The organism is Streptomyces sp. NBC_00620 (assembly GCF_026341825.1).
Taxonomy (GTDB): Bacteria; Actinomycetota; Actinomycetes; order Streptomycetales; family Streptomycetaceae; genus Streptomyces.
Map to the genome: position 1 here is coordinate 550,923 of NZ_JAPENY010000003.1, position 14,142 is coordinate 565,064.

The window sequence follows — 14,142 nt, forward strand, 5'->3', positions numbered from 1 at the left end:
TTCGATATCGGGTTCGGCATCGGGTTCGATGCCGGGTCCCCGCACGAGCGTCACCGCGTCACGCGTACGGCACGGCCTGGCGCCCTGGGGCCGGATCGCGGGCCTGGCGCTGTGCGCGCTGTTGACGCTCGGCCCGGTCATCTGGACGGTGTCGACGTCACTGCGCACGCCGGCGGAGTCCTTCGACCTGCCGCCGAAGATCATCCCCACGGCCCCCACCGTCGACGCCTACCGCGGGGTCTTCGACCAGATCGACGTCTGGCTGTACGCACTGAACTCCACCCTGGTGACCGCGCTGATCGCGGCCGGCCAGATGATCACCGCGGGCCTGGCGGGCTATGCCTTCGCCCGCCTCGAATTCCGCTTCAAGAAGCCGCTGTTCGCGCTGGTCCTGGCCACGATGATGGTGCCGTTGCAGGTCACGATGGTCCCGGTCTTCCTGGAACTGAAGACGATGGGTCTGACCGACACCCTGCTCGGCCTCATCGTCCCGGCCTTCCCGACGGCCTTCGGCACCTTCCTGATGCGCCAGTACTTCCTGGGCATGCCGAAGGACCTGGGCGAGGCGGCGATGATCGACGGCGCGGGTCCGTGGCGCGTCTTCCGGTCGGTGTACGCCCCCTTGGCGGCCCCCGGTCTCGCCATCGTCGGCGTGCTGGCCTTCAACTACCACTGGAACGAGTTCTTCCGGCCGCTGATCCTCGAAACCTCCACCGAGAACCTCACGCTGCCCCTGGGCCTGGTCTCCCTCCAGGGCAACCTCGGCACCGGCTCGATCTCCGTCGTCCTCGCCGGAGTCGTCCTCTCCATGATCCCCGCCGTCGTCGTGTTCGTCGTCGGCCAGCGCCCTCTGCGCGAGGGCATCACATCCGCAGGAGTCAATCGTTGAGTTCCGTGAGCCGGTCGACCGACGCCAACAGCCCGCGTTTCAGGGTCCGCCCGCCGGCAAACTGGATGAACGACCCGAACGGCCCGTTCCGTTGGGGCGATCGATACCACCTCTTCTACCAGCACAACCCCGACGCCCCCGTGCACACGAACGTTCACTGGGGCCATGCCTCCAGCCCTGACCTCGCCCACTGGGACGACCACGGGATCGCCCTGCGCCCCACGCCCGACGGCCCGGACGAGGCGGGCTGCTGGTCCGGCTGCGTGGTGGACGACGGTGGTGTACCGACAGCGGTGTACTCCGGGATCGACCACGACCACCAGGGCCTGAGCGCGATCTGTCTCGCCGTGGCCGAGGACGACGGCCTCCAGAGGTGGAAGCAACTGCCGGTGCCGGTGGTCGCCGGCCCACCACCCGGCCTGGACGTGACGATGTTCCGGGACCCTTTCGTCTTCCGCTTCGCCGGACGCCGCTGGGCGCTGATGGGCGCCGGCCACGCCGACGGCACCCCGTCCGTCCTGGTGTACGACTGTGAGGACCTGTACGACTGGCGGTTCGCCGGGGTCCTGCTGGACGGCCGGGACCCGGCGGCGGCCCGCGCCTTCGGCAAGCGGGCGATCGGCTGGGAGTGCCCGCAGTTGTGGGCGACCCCCGGGGGCGACTGGGTGCTGGCGGTGGCCCTGTGGGACGGCGACCCGCTGAGCACCGCGTACGTCACGGGCCGTCTGGTGGAACAGGCGGACGCTGGACCGAGGTTCGCGGCCGGTACGGGCGGCGGCCCGCTGGACCTCGGCCGTGACTTCTACGCCCCCTCCGTCCTCCAGGACACGGAGTCCGGCCGCGCCCTGCTCTGGGGCTGGTCCTGGGAGTCACGCCCGCCCGAGGAGGTGGACCGCGCGGGCTGGTCCGGCGTCCTCACGGCACCCCGGGTGATGGACACCCACGAGGACGGCACGCTACGGGTCGTACCGGCTCCGGAGCTCGAACTACTGCGAGCGGCCGTCCCGTTCACGGCCGCACCAGGACCGCACCGGCCACTCCCCCTCGCGTACGACCTGCTGGTGACCGCCCGTTCAGCGGCGACCGTGAGTCTGCTGCGGGCCGCGTCCGGGGCCGAACTGACCGTGCGACTCGACCCGGCGTCCGGCACGGTGACCCTGGACCGCACGGCCTGGCCACGCTCCCGCCCGGACGGCACGGCCCCCCTGGTCCTGGCGACCCCGCCGGGCGAGACCCTCACCGTACGGATCCTCGTGGACGGCTCCCTGCTGGAACTGTTCGCGGGTGACCGGGCGACGGCCACGGAACGGGTGTACCGACGGGACGACGACATCGCGGAGCTCACCGTGTCGGGGACGGACGTCGAGGTCACGGGCTGGGAGCTGGTCCCACCGAACCCCGCGTGACGACGGGGCACTCCAGCCGCCGGGTGGTGACCGGCGGCGCGGTCCCGCTGTCGATGGCGTCCAGGAGCAGGCGGACGGCCGTCTCTCCCATCGCGCGATGGGGCAGAGCGACCGTGGTGAGGGGCGGGCTGAGGAAAGCCGCCATGTGTTCCTGGTCGTCATAGCCGACGACGGACAGCTCGGCGGGCACGTCGAGGCCCAGGCGCGCGGCGGCGTGGAGGACGCCCGCGGCCACCCGGTCGTTGTAACAGACGATCCCCGTGGGCCGCCGGTGGGCGGGAACACCGTCCAGCAGCCGCAAGGCTCCCTCGTACCCGGCGGAGATCTCCCCTCCCGTGCGCACGACCCAGTCCTTCCCAGCCGTCAGCCCCACCGTCCGCAGCGCGTCCCGGAAGCCGCGCAGCCGTTCCGCGGTCGCGATGTCGTCGAGACCGCCCACCAGGGCGACACGGCGGTGGCCCGCGTCGAGAAGGACGCGCGCGGCACTGCGGCCACCGGCCCGCTCGGCGGGGATGACGGCCGGGAGGGAGCCATCCTCGGGGAGACAGTTGGCGAACACGGCGAACGTGCGGTGCAGCCCTTCCGGGACTCGGGCGCGGCGCAACGACAGCGCGGCGTAGATGATCCCGTCGACCCTCCGGTCGAGCAGTTCGGCGACAGCCGCGTCCTCGGCGACCGGGTCCTGCCCGGAGTCGACGGTGAGCACCAGGTGCTCACTGCTCCACGCCATGTCCATGGCCCCGCGCAGCAGCCGCCCGGCGAACGGCGAGGTGGCGATCTCGTCCGTGACCAGACCGATCACGGCGGTACGACTCCGGCGCAGGCCACGGGCGACCGCGTTCGGCCGGTAGCCGAGCTGTTCGGCCGCCTTGCGGATCTTCTCCTGCGTCTCGGCGGAGAGGTTGCCCTGGGCACGCCCGTTGAAGACGAAGGACACGGCCGTGTGCGACACCCCGGCGAGCCGGGCGACGTCCCGCGAGGTCGCCCGCTCAGCCCCGCCACCCCGCGTCTTCTCCACCCCGCCCATGCCTCGTCCCCGCCGACTTTGCCTGATCAGGCAAAGCCTACCCGCGGGAGATGTTGCTGAGCCCGCCGCCGCAGATCGAATGGGACACCGCGGTGGAACAGCCGCTGACCTCGGCACGCCGGGGTGCAAGTCGCCGTGCGACCGTGGACGCCCGACCGCCGCCCCTCGCGGCTGTCAGCACGCCTCGACGAGACTCGGCCTCGACCACATGCTGACGCCGGACCGGCGGGCGCTCGACGTGCTGAGGGTTGAAGTGCGCACCGGAGACGGGACCGAGAAGGCGCTCGCGCCGTCGGGGTCTACCGCCTGCGGCACGACGGCGGCTTCGCCATCGCGCCCTCCTCGCCGACGCCTACGGCATCACCACCACCTCAGAATGGCCTCAACGCCGCAGCAGAGCCGACCGGAACACACCTCACCAGCTACGTTTTCGGGCGCATACGCGCAGGTCAGAGCAGCATCAGCCGACACAGAGCAACCTGGCGTCAAACTCGCGAGCAGCGGACTCAGTCCGTTGAGCGGGAGTTGACGGTCCGACACCCCGTGTCCACTACGAGCCACACACGACCTCTCCGGCTCGTCTCGGGGAGGGCAGCGACGACATCCATGCACGTCGTGGCATCGGGCCAGAACTCGCGCGCAGCGGAGTTCCCTACCGAGGAAGAGGTTTCCGCCCTCTTCGCCCGAGGATGGAGCCGCACCGCGTCTTCGCAGGTCAGCCGCCTGATCTCAGGGTATCGCTCCCCTTCCCCAATCCGCCCACCCCGCCCAAGCCCGTAGCGACCGGGTCGCTCAGGGACCGGGGCCAACCGGCCACCACCCCGGCGCGGCCCGTCAAAAACGTCGCATGTGGTCCTGTACGCCCTGGCCGTAGTCGGTCGGCGTCCCCTCGTAGCCGGTGATCAGGGCGGGGAAAGCGGCGCAGTCGTAGGTGGTCCAGGCCCAGGCGAGGTAGCCGGTGCGGTGGGCGTCGAGCCAGTTCATCAGGGTGGTGACGTGGTCGGCTCGGCAGTCGGTCTGGCCGATCTCGGTGACGACCACGGGGGTACGGGTCAGCAGGGGCACGATGTCGCGGTTCCAGCAGGCGGGTGTGTTGCAGGGGTTCTTGTCATACGCGTGCCAGGAGGCAGCGAGGTTGCCGGTCGGGTCGGCGGGTCGATGGCGGTGCCACTGGGACAGATCGTGGGCGTAGTTGATGCCTGCGAGCAGGATGACGTTCTTGGCGCCGGTGCCGCGTACCGTCTTCACGAGGGTGTCCATGCCGACGGGCCGGTATGCGGAGATGCCCGGTGCGCAGGCGGCTCCGCCGTCGCGCCAGCACATCCATGCCGTGGCGGTGTCCGGCAGGGCGCGATCGGGGAACGGTTCGTTGTAGAGGTCAAGGACGACGGCAGTGTTGTCCTTGAACGTCTCGGCCACCGACCGCCAGAACGGTACGGCTCCCGCGTCGGGCATCGGTTTCGCGCACACCGCTCGCGCCGTGGCGCACTGCGTGTCGGGGCCGGTGTAGCGGCCCTCGGACCAGTGCAGGTCGAGGACGGGTGTCATGCCGTTTCGGTCGAGCAGGTCGACGTACCGGCGTACGGCGCTTCGGTAGGTGTCGGCGGATACAGTGCCGCGGGTGTACGCGGCACCGTTCCAGCAGGCCGAGTTGAGCGGCACGCGTACGGCCTTGACGTGCCAGTCCTTCATCGCGGCCACGGCGTCGTCGTCCATGGGGCCGTCCCACACACCGCCCATGCCCTTCGCGCAGGCGTACTCCCCTCCGGGACGGTTCACACCCCGCAGGACGACCGGCGCTCCCGTCCCGTCGACGAGCCGACTGCCCTCGACATGGAGCCGGGGCGCGGTCCGTGTGAGGTGCGGAACGGGCCCGGCGATCCCGAGAGTCAGAAAGGCCGCGAGGGCGAGACCCAGGACAATGAGACGCGACATGAGACCGGTCAGGGTTCGATGACGTTAATGCGGGAGATCGTCACGGCGAGGTTCGGGTCGAAGTCCTTCGTTCCGCCGACCGCAAGCATGCCCTTGCCACCGCGGTTCGGGTTGCCGCCCTCGTATCCGATCAGGGGAATGCGGAAGGAGGGGAGAACGCCCGGGGCGACGAGCAGTTTCGGATCCGGAACCAGGGAGAGCCTGGGCACCTTGAAGGAGACGATGTCCGGCACGTCCGTGTCGGTGACGTCGTGGTGGTAGGTGGGATGGAGTGCCTTGAAGGCCAGGTCGTCGCGGTCGACCTTCACGCGGAAGGGTGTCACGAAGCTGAAGACCGCGTCCGCCGTCGGAGCCTTCGGTCCCTTGTTGCCGACATACACGCGCAGCGGGCTCGTCGAGCCGGCCTTGAGTCGCGGCTGGAGGTAGGTGAAGTAGAGGTTGACCAGGTTCGCGTCGTCGGGGGCCGTCGGCAGTGCCGGGACGTCCTGGGCGATGGTGGCGACCGCCTCGTTGCTGATGAGTTCGGTGTCCCCAGTAGTCGGGGCGAATGCCTGGAAGAAGTCGAAGAACTGCGGTCCGTTCGGCACGCTCTTCACGCTCACCGAGAAGGCGGCTGCTTCACGGCGGGCGGTCAGTTCTGATGCGGGGATCCGACAGCGGATCATCTCGGGAATGTTCGGGGCCGGGTTGTGGACGATGTAGCTGCTCTCGTACCCGGTGGGCAGCCCGTCGAAGTTCACGTAGTAGGGCGTGATCAGGTAGACGTACACGTCGCCGGTGACGTCGGCGTAGCCGGAGTTGCCGATCCTCACCTTCGCCGTGCCCTTGCCCTCGGCACTCAGGACCACGCTCTCGAGCGCGACGTACACGTTCGGTGCGTCCGCTCGGGCCCGACCGGACGCACTGCCCTGGTACGCGTGTGCCGGAGCCGCGTCCAGCGCGGCCGCCCCGCCCGTGACAAGAGCGGACATGCCGACAGCCTTCAGCAGAGACCTGCGCCCCAAAGCGCCCTGACCGTCTGCGTGGTGATGGTTCAACAGAAGCCTCCGTGCGTGTCCACGCCCGGCACGTTTGCCGGACATCGCGAGCACCGTATCCTCTGAATTGACACATAAAGTCTGCTATCACCCGGTCAGAGCAGGTGTTTCCTTCTCGGCCTCCACCAGACCATGCCGGGTCGCCTCCCAGTAGAAGCGGCGGCTGGGGCGCGCCAGTTGGACCAGGGCCCGGTAGCCGGCGGCGGCGAGGAGCATCCAGTACGCGGGACCGGTGATCAGAGTGGGGACCGCCGCGACGAGGCGGCGGACCGTTGCTCCTGCCGCCTGATGGGACAGTGCCAGCAGGACGCCGGTCACGCAGAGGGCCAGCGAGAGGCCGTGCAGGTCGGCGGGCAGGAGCCGGTTGCCCAGTCCTGGTACGAAGAGTGAGACCACGCTCAGTGCCCAGCCCAGGGGATTGAGCAGCATACACAGCAGCGGGAGGCCCAGGGTGAGCTGGAGGCCGATGAATCCGGCCGTGCCCAGTTCGCGGTGGAGCCGCATGGGTCTGCGCATGTGGACCAGCCAGGTCTGGATGTGTCCCTTCATCCAGCGACTCCGTTGGCGCAGCCAGTTGCCGAGGTGGCTGTTGGCCTCCTCCTCGGTGACCGAGGCCAGCGGGCGGACCTGCCAGCCGCGCCGGGCGATACGGATGCCCAGGTCGGCGTCCTCGGTGAGGTTGTGCGGGTCCCAGGCGCCCAGCTCGCACAGGGCGGCCGTGCGGAAGTGGTTGGAGGTGCCGCCCAGCAGGATCGGGAAGCCCAGCCGGTACAGGCCGGGCAGGATCAGGCTGTACCGGGTGGCGTACTCCATGGCGAAGCATTCGGTGAGCCAATTGGTGCCGGGGTTCCAGTACTGCAACTCGGCTTGCAGGCACATCACTTCGGCGGGCGCCGAGGAGAACGCGCCGACTGCGGCCTTCAGCTGGCCGGGGTCAGGGCGGTCCTCGGCGTCGTAGATGACGCACAGTTCCCCGGTGGCCCGCCGCAGCGCCAGGTTGCACGCCTTGGGTTTGGTGCGGGGCATCGACGGGGTGATCAGACAGGTCTCGAAGTGGTCCGGCACGACGAGGGAGTCCAGGACGTCGCGGGTCCGTCGGTCGTCCTCCTCGATGGTGAGCAGGATCTGCAGCCGGTCGGCCGGGTAGTCCAGCCGGGCCAGGTGAGTGACGAGGTCGGGCAGGACTTCGGCTTCCTCGTACAGCGGGACCAGGACGGTGTAGGAGGGCAGGTCCTCCCGGGCCGACGTGCTGGACGGAGCGGTCTGCCTGCGCCGGTCGCGCGCACCCAGCAGCACGACCAGCGTATTCGTGGCCACCACCAGGAGATTGGCGCAGACCAGAGCCAGCATCACCCCGCGGACCCACGTCAGACCGGACGGTCCGACACCCGTGAGCACATGGAGGGCCAGTGCCGCGACCGGCAGCCCCAGACAGGCGGCGAGCACCTGACACTGGGGCCGCGTCAGCAGCGTTCCGGCACTCAGTTCCGCGGGCAGGGGACGCAAGAACTCCCCGGCCTCGACCCTGAGCACCGGTGCAGGGGCCGCTTCGGTCGTCCTGGGGCGAGGTGCCGGCAGGGCACTTCCTTCCTTCCTGCCCGGCGGCAGCCATCCCTGCCACGACGGACGGCGCGCTCCGCGCAGGAAGTGCGATTCGAACCCGTACCAGGACAGGGCGGACACCGCATAGCTCAGCGTGATGACGACGGCGGTGCACGACCACGGTTGGTCGGAGAGCGACAGGAACTCGGTGACGGCGGCGAGGATCGGCAACTGGTAGAGATACATGCCGTAGCTGATCCGGCCGGTGAAACGCAGAGGCCGACACCCCAGGATCCGGCTCAGCGTGCCCCGGGGGCGCAGCACCAGTGCCGCGATCAGGACGGCGGCCAGGGCCGCCATCGACGGCAGCCGCAGCGCCAACGGCATCTCCGCCCACCCCACGTACACGGCCACGGCCACCAGAGGCCACGCAGCCCCCTGCGCACCGAGGGGGCGGGTCAGCCACCCCTGGCGCAGGGCGAGGGCGGCCAGGCAGCCGATCAGTAGCTCCGCCGTGCGCAGGTAGGGGCTGAAGTACCCGTCGTTCGCCATGAACATCTGGTCGTTCCCGGCCAGCACATCAACCAGGAACCACACCGCCGCACCGGTCAGCACCAGACGCAGAACGGCCGGAAGCCTCAGCAGGAGGCCAAGGGCGAGCGGCCACAGGAGATAGAACTGCTCTTCCTGCGCCAGCGTCCACGTCGGCGTGAGCGGGCCGAACTCACCCAGGCCCGCCGCGACGACCCAGTTGGCGCCGAAGGACAGCGCCACGGCGGCATACCGGACGGAACCGACCACCACGGCGTACACCACCAGCAAAGCGAAGAGCGCGGGCAGCAGGCGCCGGGCTCGGCGCAGATAGAACGCCCGCAGTCGCACCCTGCCCGTCGCGTCCCACTCCGCACACAGGCCCCGGGTGATCAGGAACCCGGAGAGCGCGAAGAAGATGTCCACGCCCAGGTAGCCCCATCTCACGACACCAAGGTGGTTGAGCAGAACGAGGAGTACGGCGATCCCGCGCAGACCGTCCAGGGCAGGGAGCCGTTCCGGTCTCGGGTTCGTCTTCTGTTCCGGATTGCCGACCTGCGGCGCAAGTGCGAGACCGCCCGAGGTCATCCCCATGCCACTCCGTTCACTGCGGACAAGATGTCGTCAACGCGAACAACGAACGAATTGGACAAAAGGGTCGCCCAGCTGATCGCGTGTGACTCGCACACCCGAAGCTTGAGGAGGACTGATGGTTGCCCCGTCACGTCGTCTGCTGTTCAAACGCGCAGCGATGATCGGCGGCGGATCCCTCCCGCTGCTCTCCGCCGGATCTCCCACCCGCGCCGAAGGTCCGGACGCGAGGACCGTCGTCCGGCCCGGCGACCCCCGCTACCCCGCGCTCGTCCGCGGGGCCAACCAGCGGTGGGCCGGGACCCCGGACGAGATCTGCGTGGCCGCGTCCTCCGACGACGTCGTCCGAGCCGTCCAGGACGCGGTCGCGGCCGGCCGCCGGATCGCCCTGCGCAGCGGAGGTCACTGCTACGAGGACTTCGTCGCCAACGCGGCCGTCCGCACCGTCATCGACCTCTCGCGTCTCAACTCCGTCGAGTACGACCCCGCGTTCGGCGCCTTCTGCGTGGGACCCGGAGCACGCCTCTCCCAGCTCTACGAAACCCTCTACAAAACCTGGGGAGTCACCGTTCCCGGCGGCGCATGCCCTTCGGTCGCCGCCGGCGGGCACATCGTCGGCGGCGGCTACGGCCCGCTCTCCCGTCTCTTCGGACTGACCGTCGATCACCTCTACGGCGTGGAAGTCGCCGTGGTCGACCAGAGCGGCACCGCACGCAGCGTGATCGCGACCCGCGACGATTCAGATCCGGCACTGAGCGACCTGTGGTGGGCACACACAGGTGGCGGAGGAGGCAACTTCGGCGTCGTCACCCGATACTGGCTCCGCTCCCCCGGCGTCCCCGCCGAGACCGAACCCGGCCGCCTGCTTCCGGCGCCGCCCGCGGAACTCCTGGTGAACACCACCAACTGGATGTGGGGCGACCTGAACCGAGAAGGCTTCGCCACCCTTCTGAGGAACTACGGCCGCTGGTACGAGCGGCACAGCGGACCGAGTTCGCCCCTCCTCGGCCTCTACAGCCAGCTGCGCCCTCTGCACCGATCGGCCGGTGTCGTCCAACTCGCCACGCAGATCGACGCCACCCGGCCGCGCGCCGCGCACCAACTCGCCGAGTTCGTCGCTGCTGTGGGCACCGGGGTTGCCGCCAGACCCCTCCAGGGCCCCGTCATCCGGCTCCCGTGGCTGCAGGCCACCCAGTGGCAAGGGCTGTCCGGAGGCGATCCCTGCCGGCGCTTCGAGATCAAGTCCGCCTACATGCGGACGGGTTTCACCGACCAGCACCTCGGTTCCATCCACCGGCATCTGACTCGCACCGACTACCTCAACCCCTCGGCGCTGCTGGTCATCGCCGGGTACGGAGGCCGGGTCAACACCGTCGCACCCAAGGACACAGCTGTACCCCAGCGGGATTCGATCCTCAAGCTGCAGTACGTCGCCTACTGGGAGGAACCCACCGACGACACCCGGCACGTCAACTGGGTCCGCGACTTCTACCGCGACGTCCACGCCGACACCGGAGGCGTCCCGGCCCCCGGCCCGACCACGGACGGCTGCTTCGTCAACTACCCCGACAAGGATCTGGACGACCCCCGCTGGAACACCTCGGGACTCTCCTCGCACGCCCTCTACTACAAGGACAACTATCCCCGCCTGCAACGCGCGAAGGCCCGTTGGGACCCGCTCAACGTGTTCCGCCACGCCCAGTCCGTCAGGCTCGGGACGGTGTGACCGGAGCGGCTCGACTCAAGTCGACACTCCGCCGACCGGATCGACAGTCCTTCCTTCCAGCGTGAGCCCGGACTACGACAGCGCACTGAGCGCCGATGCACTGACCGGGGCATACGTGTCAGAGCAGTCCCCACCATGAATGAGATCGCGCGTCCTGCGCCCCGGCGGCCTGCACGTCTACACGGTCCGCCACATCGGCGACGCACCCCCCATCGGCGTCGGCATCTCCCACGGCGACAACATCTACGAACACGGCGGCTTCGCCGTGCACTTCTTCGACGGGACGCCTGAAAAACCTCGCCCAGGGCTGGCACCCGCATTCCCATCTGCCCTCTGACCTGCTCATATCTCGTCGACCGGGTCCGGTCGAACTGTCCGGTCGAAAAGCAATTAGGAGCCGGATCGGAGGTCTTCGACCGATCGACCGGCTCCTTTAGGGATGGGGTAGCCGGTCCCCGGCGGACTTGAAGCCGCTCTGGGAGTACCCCAACGCCCACATGGACGGCTTCCCCCGCTTCATGTCCGACCGCGCCGAGGTCGAACGCTGGAAGCAGACCTTCACCCTGTGCTTCGGCGACTTCAAGGGCGGCCCGACACCCGGCCGGCTCGGCCTGCCTCCGAGGCGTAGCGCCTCATGTCCATGGTCGTACCGACCCTCCAAGGCATGATCGGTACGGTGGTACCGGGACGACCAGAGGGGCGACGCGACCGTGGGCGAGCAGACGGAGATCACGACGGCGAAGCAGGCCGCGGACCACGAGCTGATCCTGGCGTTCGGCCGACTGCAAGGCGCGGCCAACCGGCTGGAGTACATCCTCGGCCGGGCGCTCGAGGTGGAGTGCGGAATCAGCCACCTGATATTCGAGGTGCTGCTGATCCTCGGCCGGGCGGGCGAGCCGGGACTCTCCATGCGGGCCATCGCCCAGGAGCAGGTCCTGACCACGGGCGGCGCCACCCGGCTGGTGGACCGGATGGAGGCGGCCGAACTGGTCGAGCGGGCAGCGGATCCGGGCGACCGGCGCGCGCGACTGGTCCGGCTGACCGCATTGGGCGAGGAGACCGTCGTAGGCGCGTCCCGGGTCCATCTGGAGAACATCAAGCGGTATCTCGTGGACCCCCTGCCCGCAGCGGACCGGAAGCGATTCTCGGAGGATCTCCGCATCCTCAGCCACACGGCCCGGGACCTACTACCCCGCCTGCCCTGACCTGCGGAGCGGCGGCAACGTTGGCGCAATGACGTGGTCAGCCACGCCCATGTGCCCCACCTCACACGAACCTTGAAATATCTGACGCGTCAGATACTGTTCTGTCAGGTGAATCGCTCGCAACCCGCGGGCGCACATCCCTGCCGAGGTCCTTGATGAAGCTCGTCTACGTCTTCGACGCCTATTGCGGCTGGTCGCACGGGTTCTCCGGAACACTGAGCGAGGTCGCCTCCCGTCACCCCGAACTGCCGGTCGAGGTCGTCTCCGGCGGCCTGTTCACCGGGTCTCGCCGGGTACCCGTCCGCGAGTTCGGCCATGTCCAGGGCGCGAACGCCAAGATCGCCGAGCTGACCGGCGCCGAGTTCGGCGAGGCGTATGAGCGGCTGATCGCCGACGGCTCCTTCGTGATGGACTCGGAGGCCGCCGCGCGCGGTGTCGCCGCCCTGCGCCAGGCCGCACCGGCCCGCGCGGCGGAGCTGGCGATCGCCCTGCAGCGGGCCTTCTACGTCGACGGCCTCAGCCTGTCCGAGGCGGCCACCTACCGGAAGGTCGCCGAGGAGGCCGGACTGAATGCCGACGCTGTGGTCACCGCCTTCGAGGGATCCGAGGTTCGGGTGGCGGCGGGCGCCGACTTCCACCGGTCCGCCTCACTGCACGTCACCGGCTTCCCCACGCTGCTGGCCGTCGACGGCGACTCCGTCACTGCCGTGGCCCACGGCCACGGCACCGCCGACGAGATCGACCAGCGGCTCGCGGCGCTCCCCACCCACTGAACCTCCCGCTCCCCACCCCCCCCTCCCCGCAAGGAGTCATCGATGAGCACCCTCTCCTTCAAGATCCTCGACCTGGACTTCCCAGCCGGCAGCAAGAACAAGACCGCCACCATCGTCACCGGCGAGCACGAGGCCCTCCTGGTCGACGCCGCCTTCACCCGCGCCGACGGCCACCGCCTCGCGGCCGAGATCCTCGACTCCGGCAAGAAGCTCACCACCGTCTTCGTCAGCCACGCCGACCCCGACTTCTACTTCGGCGCCGAAGTCATCGCCGATGCCTTCCCCGACGCGACCTTCGTCGCCACCCCGATCGTCATCGAGCACATCCAGGACTCCTACGAAGGCAAGCTCAAGGCGTGGGCCGCGCTCGGCCCGAATCTGCCCACCCGCCTGGTCGACCTCACCCCGCTGACCGGCGACCTCACCCTGGAGGGCCACCGCTTCGAGCTCAAGGGCGGCCCGGCCGCGCTGCCGGACCGCCACTACCTGTGGCAGGCCGAGCACCGCGCGCTCCTCGGCGGCGTCCTCCTCTTCCAGCAGGAGCACGTCTGGGTCGCCGACACCCCCACCCCCGGCGACCGTGCCGCCTGGATCGACCTGCTCGACGAAATGGCCGCCCTGCAGCCGGAGTTGGTCGTCCCCGGCCACCGCCTGCCCGCAACCCCGGCCGACGCCTCCGCCATCACCGCAACCCGCGAGTACCTTCTTGCCTTCGAGGAGGAGCTTGCTACGGCGGCCGACGGTGCGACGCTGACTGAGGCGCTGGTCAAGCGTTACCCCGACAACGGCATGCTGATCGCCGCCCAGATCGGCGCGAAGGTCGCCAAGGGCGAAATGAAGTGGGGCTGACCATGGCCGAGTTCACGACTTCCACCGCCCCCGCCGATGTCGTACGGCGTCAGTACCTGGCGTCCGCGGCAGGTGACTTGGAGGCCCTTCGGGCCACCCTCGCCCCCGACGTCGAGTGGACGGAGATGGCCGGCTTCCCCCTCGCCGGCACCTACCGCACCCCCGACGGCGTCACCGCCAACGTCATGGAGAAGCTCGGCCAGGACTGGGACAGTTGGACCGCCCACGACGACACCTACGTCGTCGACGGCGAGAACGTCGTCGTCCTCGCCCGCTACACCGCGACCAACAAGGCCACCGGCAAGCCGATCGACATCCGCGTCGCCCACCATTTCGTGGTGCGCGGTGGGCTCATCGTCCGCTTCGAGCAGTTCGTCGACACCGCCCTCGTCCGCGAGGCGATGGCCGGCTGAGCGGTTCGGATCCGGGCGTCGGCAACGACGCCCGGATCAACCGCGTGGACGAACCGGACGAGCATGTCTGACGGCCGAACGGCCAGGTGGGCCACCTCTTTGGGCGGCCGGTGCGCCGAGAGCGGGCCACTGTTCCCTTGACCGGTACGCGGACACTGAGCACCGCGCCGGAAGGGACGGTCGGACTCGTCACCCCGCACCGGGCCGTGGTGGGATTC

Annotated in this window: 12 protein-coding genes and 1 pseudogene; 9 read left to right on the plus strand and 4 right to left on the minus strand. The window is 69.4% G+C overall.

The window, feature by feature from the left end:
* Window positions 1–28: 28 nt before the first annotated feature.
* On the plus strand, window positions 29–889 hold the full coding sequence (locus tag OG246_RS33835; protein WP_266474916.1) for a carbohydrate ABC transporter permease: 861 nt from the start codon (window positions 29–31) through the stop codon (window positions 887–889).
* Between the two features lie 5 nt (window positions 890–894).
* Complete coding sequence (locus tag OG246_RS33840; protein WP_266474918.1) at window positions 895–2,295, plus strand: glycoside hydrolase family 32 protein; 1,401 nt, start codon at window positions 895–897, stop codon at window positions 2,293–2,295.
* Here OG246_RS33840 and OG246_RS33845 read toward each other — a convergent pair.
* From OG246_RS33845 to OG246_RS33860, 4 genes are all read right to left on the minus strand, one after another.
* Window positions 2,258–3,322 carry a LacI family DNA-binding transcriptional regulator gene (locus tag OG246_RS33845; protein ID WP_266472192.1) on the minus strand — a complete coding sequence of 355 codons (1,065 nt, stop codon included), beginning with the start codon at window positions 3,320–3,322 and terminating at the stop codon, window positions 2,258–2,260. The two genes, OG246_RS33840 and OG246_RS33845, sit on opposite strands and share 38 nt — an antisense overlap.
* Window positions 3,323–4,156: 834 nt before the next feature.
* Window positions 4,157–5,257 carry a glycoside hydrolase family 5 protein gene (locus OG246_RS33850; RefSeq protein WP_266472195.1) on the minus strand — a complete coding sequence of 367 codons (1,101 nt, stop codon included), beginning with the start codon at window positions 5,255–5,257 and terminating at the stop codon, window positions 4,157–4,159.
* 8 nt (window positions 5,258–5,265) lie between these two features.
* Window positions 5,266–6,228 carry a hypothetical protein gene (locus OG246_RS33855; RefSeq protein WP_266472197.1) on the minus strand — a complete coding sequence of 321 codons (963 nt, stop codon included), beginning with the start codon at window positions 6,226–6,228 and terminating at the stop codon, window positions 5,266–5,268.
* 153 nt (window positions 6,229–6,381) lie between these two features.
* Window positions 6,382–8,961: an acyltransferase family protein gene (locus OG246_RS33860; RefSeq protein WP_266472199.1), complete on the minus strand. Its 2,580-nt coding sequence runs from the start codon at window positions 8,959–8,961 to the stop codon at window positions 6,382–6,384.
* 115 nt (window positions 8,962–9,076) lie between these two features.
* Here OG246_RS33860 and OG246_RS33865 point away from each other — a divergent pair, with 115 nt between their 5' ends.
* The 7 genes and pseudogenes from OG246_RS33865 (at window position 9,077) to OG246_RS33895 (ending at window position 13,924) form a co-directional block, all read left to right on the plus strand.
* A complete protein-coding gene (locus OG246_RS33865) occupies window positions 9,077–10,684 on the plus strand; it encodes an FAD-binding oxidoreductase (RefSeq protein WP_266472201.1) in 1,608 nt (535 codons plus the stop codon).
* Between the two features lie 139 nt (window positions 10,685–10,823).
* Window positions 10,824–11,021 carry a hypothetical protein gene (locus OG246_RS33870; RefSeq protein WP_266472204.1) on the plus strand — a complete coding sequence of 66 codons (198 nt, stop codon included), beginning with the start codon at window positions 10,824–10,826 and terminating at the stop codon, window positions 11,019–11,021.
* 118 nt (window positions 11,022–11,139) lie between these two features.
* A pseudogene (locus OG246_RS33875) lies at window positions 11,140–11,352 on the plus strand (hypothetical protein); the annotation flags it as partial.
* A gap of 42 nt (window positions 11,353–11,394) precedes the next feature.
* Entirely contained in the window at window positions 11,395–11,889 is a 495-nt protein-coding gene (locus tag OG246_RS33880) for a MarR family winged helix-turn-helix transcriptional regulator (RefSeq protein ID WP_266472206.1), read from the plus strand.
* A gap of 155 nt (window positions 11,890–12,044) precedes the next feature.
* Window positions 12,045–12,662 carry a DsbA family protein gene (locus OG246_RS33885; RefSeq protein WP_266472208.1) on the plus strand — a complete coding sequence of 206 codons (618 nt, stop codon included), beginning with the start codon at window positions 12,045–12,047 and terminating at the stop codon, window positions 12,660–12,662.
* A gap of 42 nt (window positions 12,663–12,704) precedes the next feature.
* Window positions 12,705–13,511 (plus strand): MBL fold metallo-hydrolase, encoded by an 807-nt coding sequence (locus OG246_RS33890; protein WP_266472210.1) that lies wholly within the window; start codon window positions 12,705–12,707, stop codon window positions 13,509–13,511.
* Between the two features lie 2 nt (window positions 13,512–13,513).
* On the plus strand, window positions 13,514–13,924 hold the full coding sequence (locus OG246_RS33895) for a nuclear transport factor 2 family protein (RefSeq protein WP_266472212.1): 411 nt from the start codon (window positions 13,514–13,516) through the stop codon (window positions 13,922–13,924).
* Window positions 13,925–14,142: the final 218 nt, after the last annotated feature.

What these genes read in the sequence shown, in the direction of transcription:
- OG246_RS33835 (WP_266474916.1), top strand. Translation starts at nt 29, where the DNA reads ATGCCGGGTCCCCGCACGAGCGTCACCGCGTCACGCGTACGGCACGGC.
- OG246_RS33845 (WP_266472192.1), bottom strand. Translation starts at nt 3,322, where the DNA reads ATGGGCGGGGTGGAGAAGACGCGGGGTGGCGGGGCTGAGCGGGCGACC.
- OG246_RS33850 (WP_266472195.1), bottom strand. Translation starts at nt 5,257, where the DNA reads ATGTCGCGTCTCATTGTCCTGGGTCTCGCCCTCGCGGCCTTTCTGACT.
- OG246_RS33855 (WP_266472197.1), bottom strand. Translation starts at nt 6,228, where the DNA reads ATGTCCGCTCTTGTCACGGGCGGGGCGGCCGCGCTGGACGCGGCTCCG.
- OG246_RS33860 (WP_266472199.1), bottom strand. Translation starts at nt 8,961, where the DNA reads ATGGGGATGACCTCGGGCGGTCTCGCACTTGCGCCGCAGGTCGGCAAT.
- OG246_RS33865 (WP_266472201.1), top strand. Translation starts at nt 9,077, where the DNA reads ATGGTTGCCCCGTCACGTCGTCTGCTGTTCAAACGCGCAGCGATGATC.
- OG246_RS33870 (WP_266472204.1), top strand. Translation starts at nt 10,824, where the DNA reads ATGAGATCGCGCGTCCTGCGCCCCGGCGGCCTGCACGTCTACACGGTC.
- OG246_RS33885 (WP_266472208.1), top strand. Translation starts at nt 12,045, where the DNA reads ATGAAGCTCGTCTACGTCTTCGACGCCTATTGCGGCTGGTCGCACGGG.
- OG246_RS33890 (WP_266472210.1), top strand. Translation starts at nt 12,705, where the DNA reads ATGAGCACCCTCTCCTTCAAGATCCTCGACCTGGACTTCCCAGCCGGC.
- OG246_RS33895 (WP_266472212.1), top strand. Translation starts at nt 13,514, where the DNA reads ATGGCCGAGTTCACGACTTCCACCGCCCCCGCCGATGTCGTACGGCGT.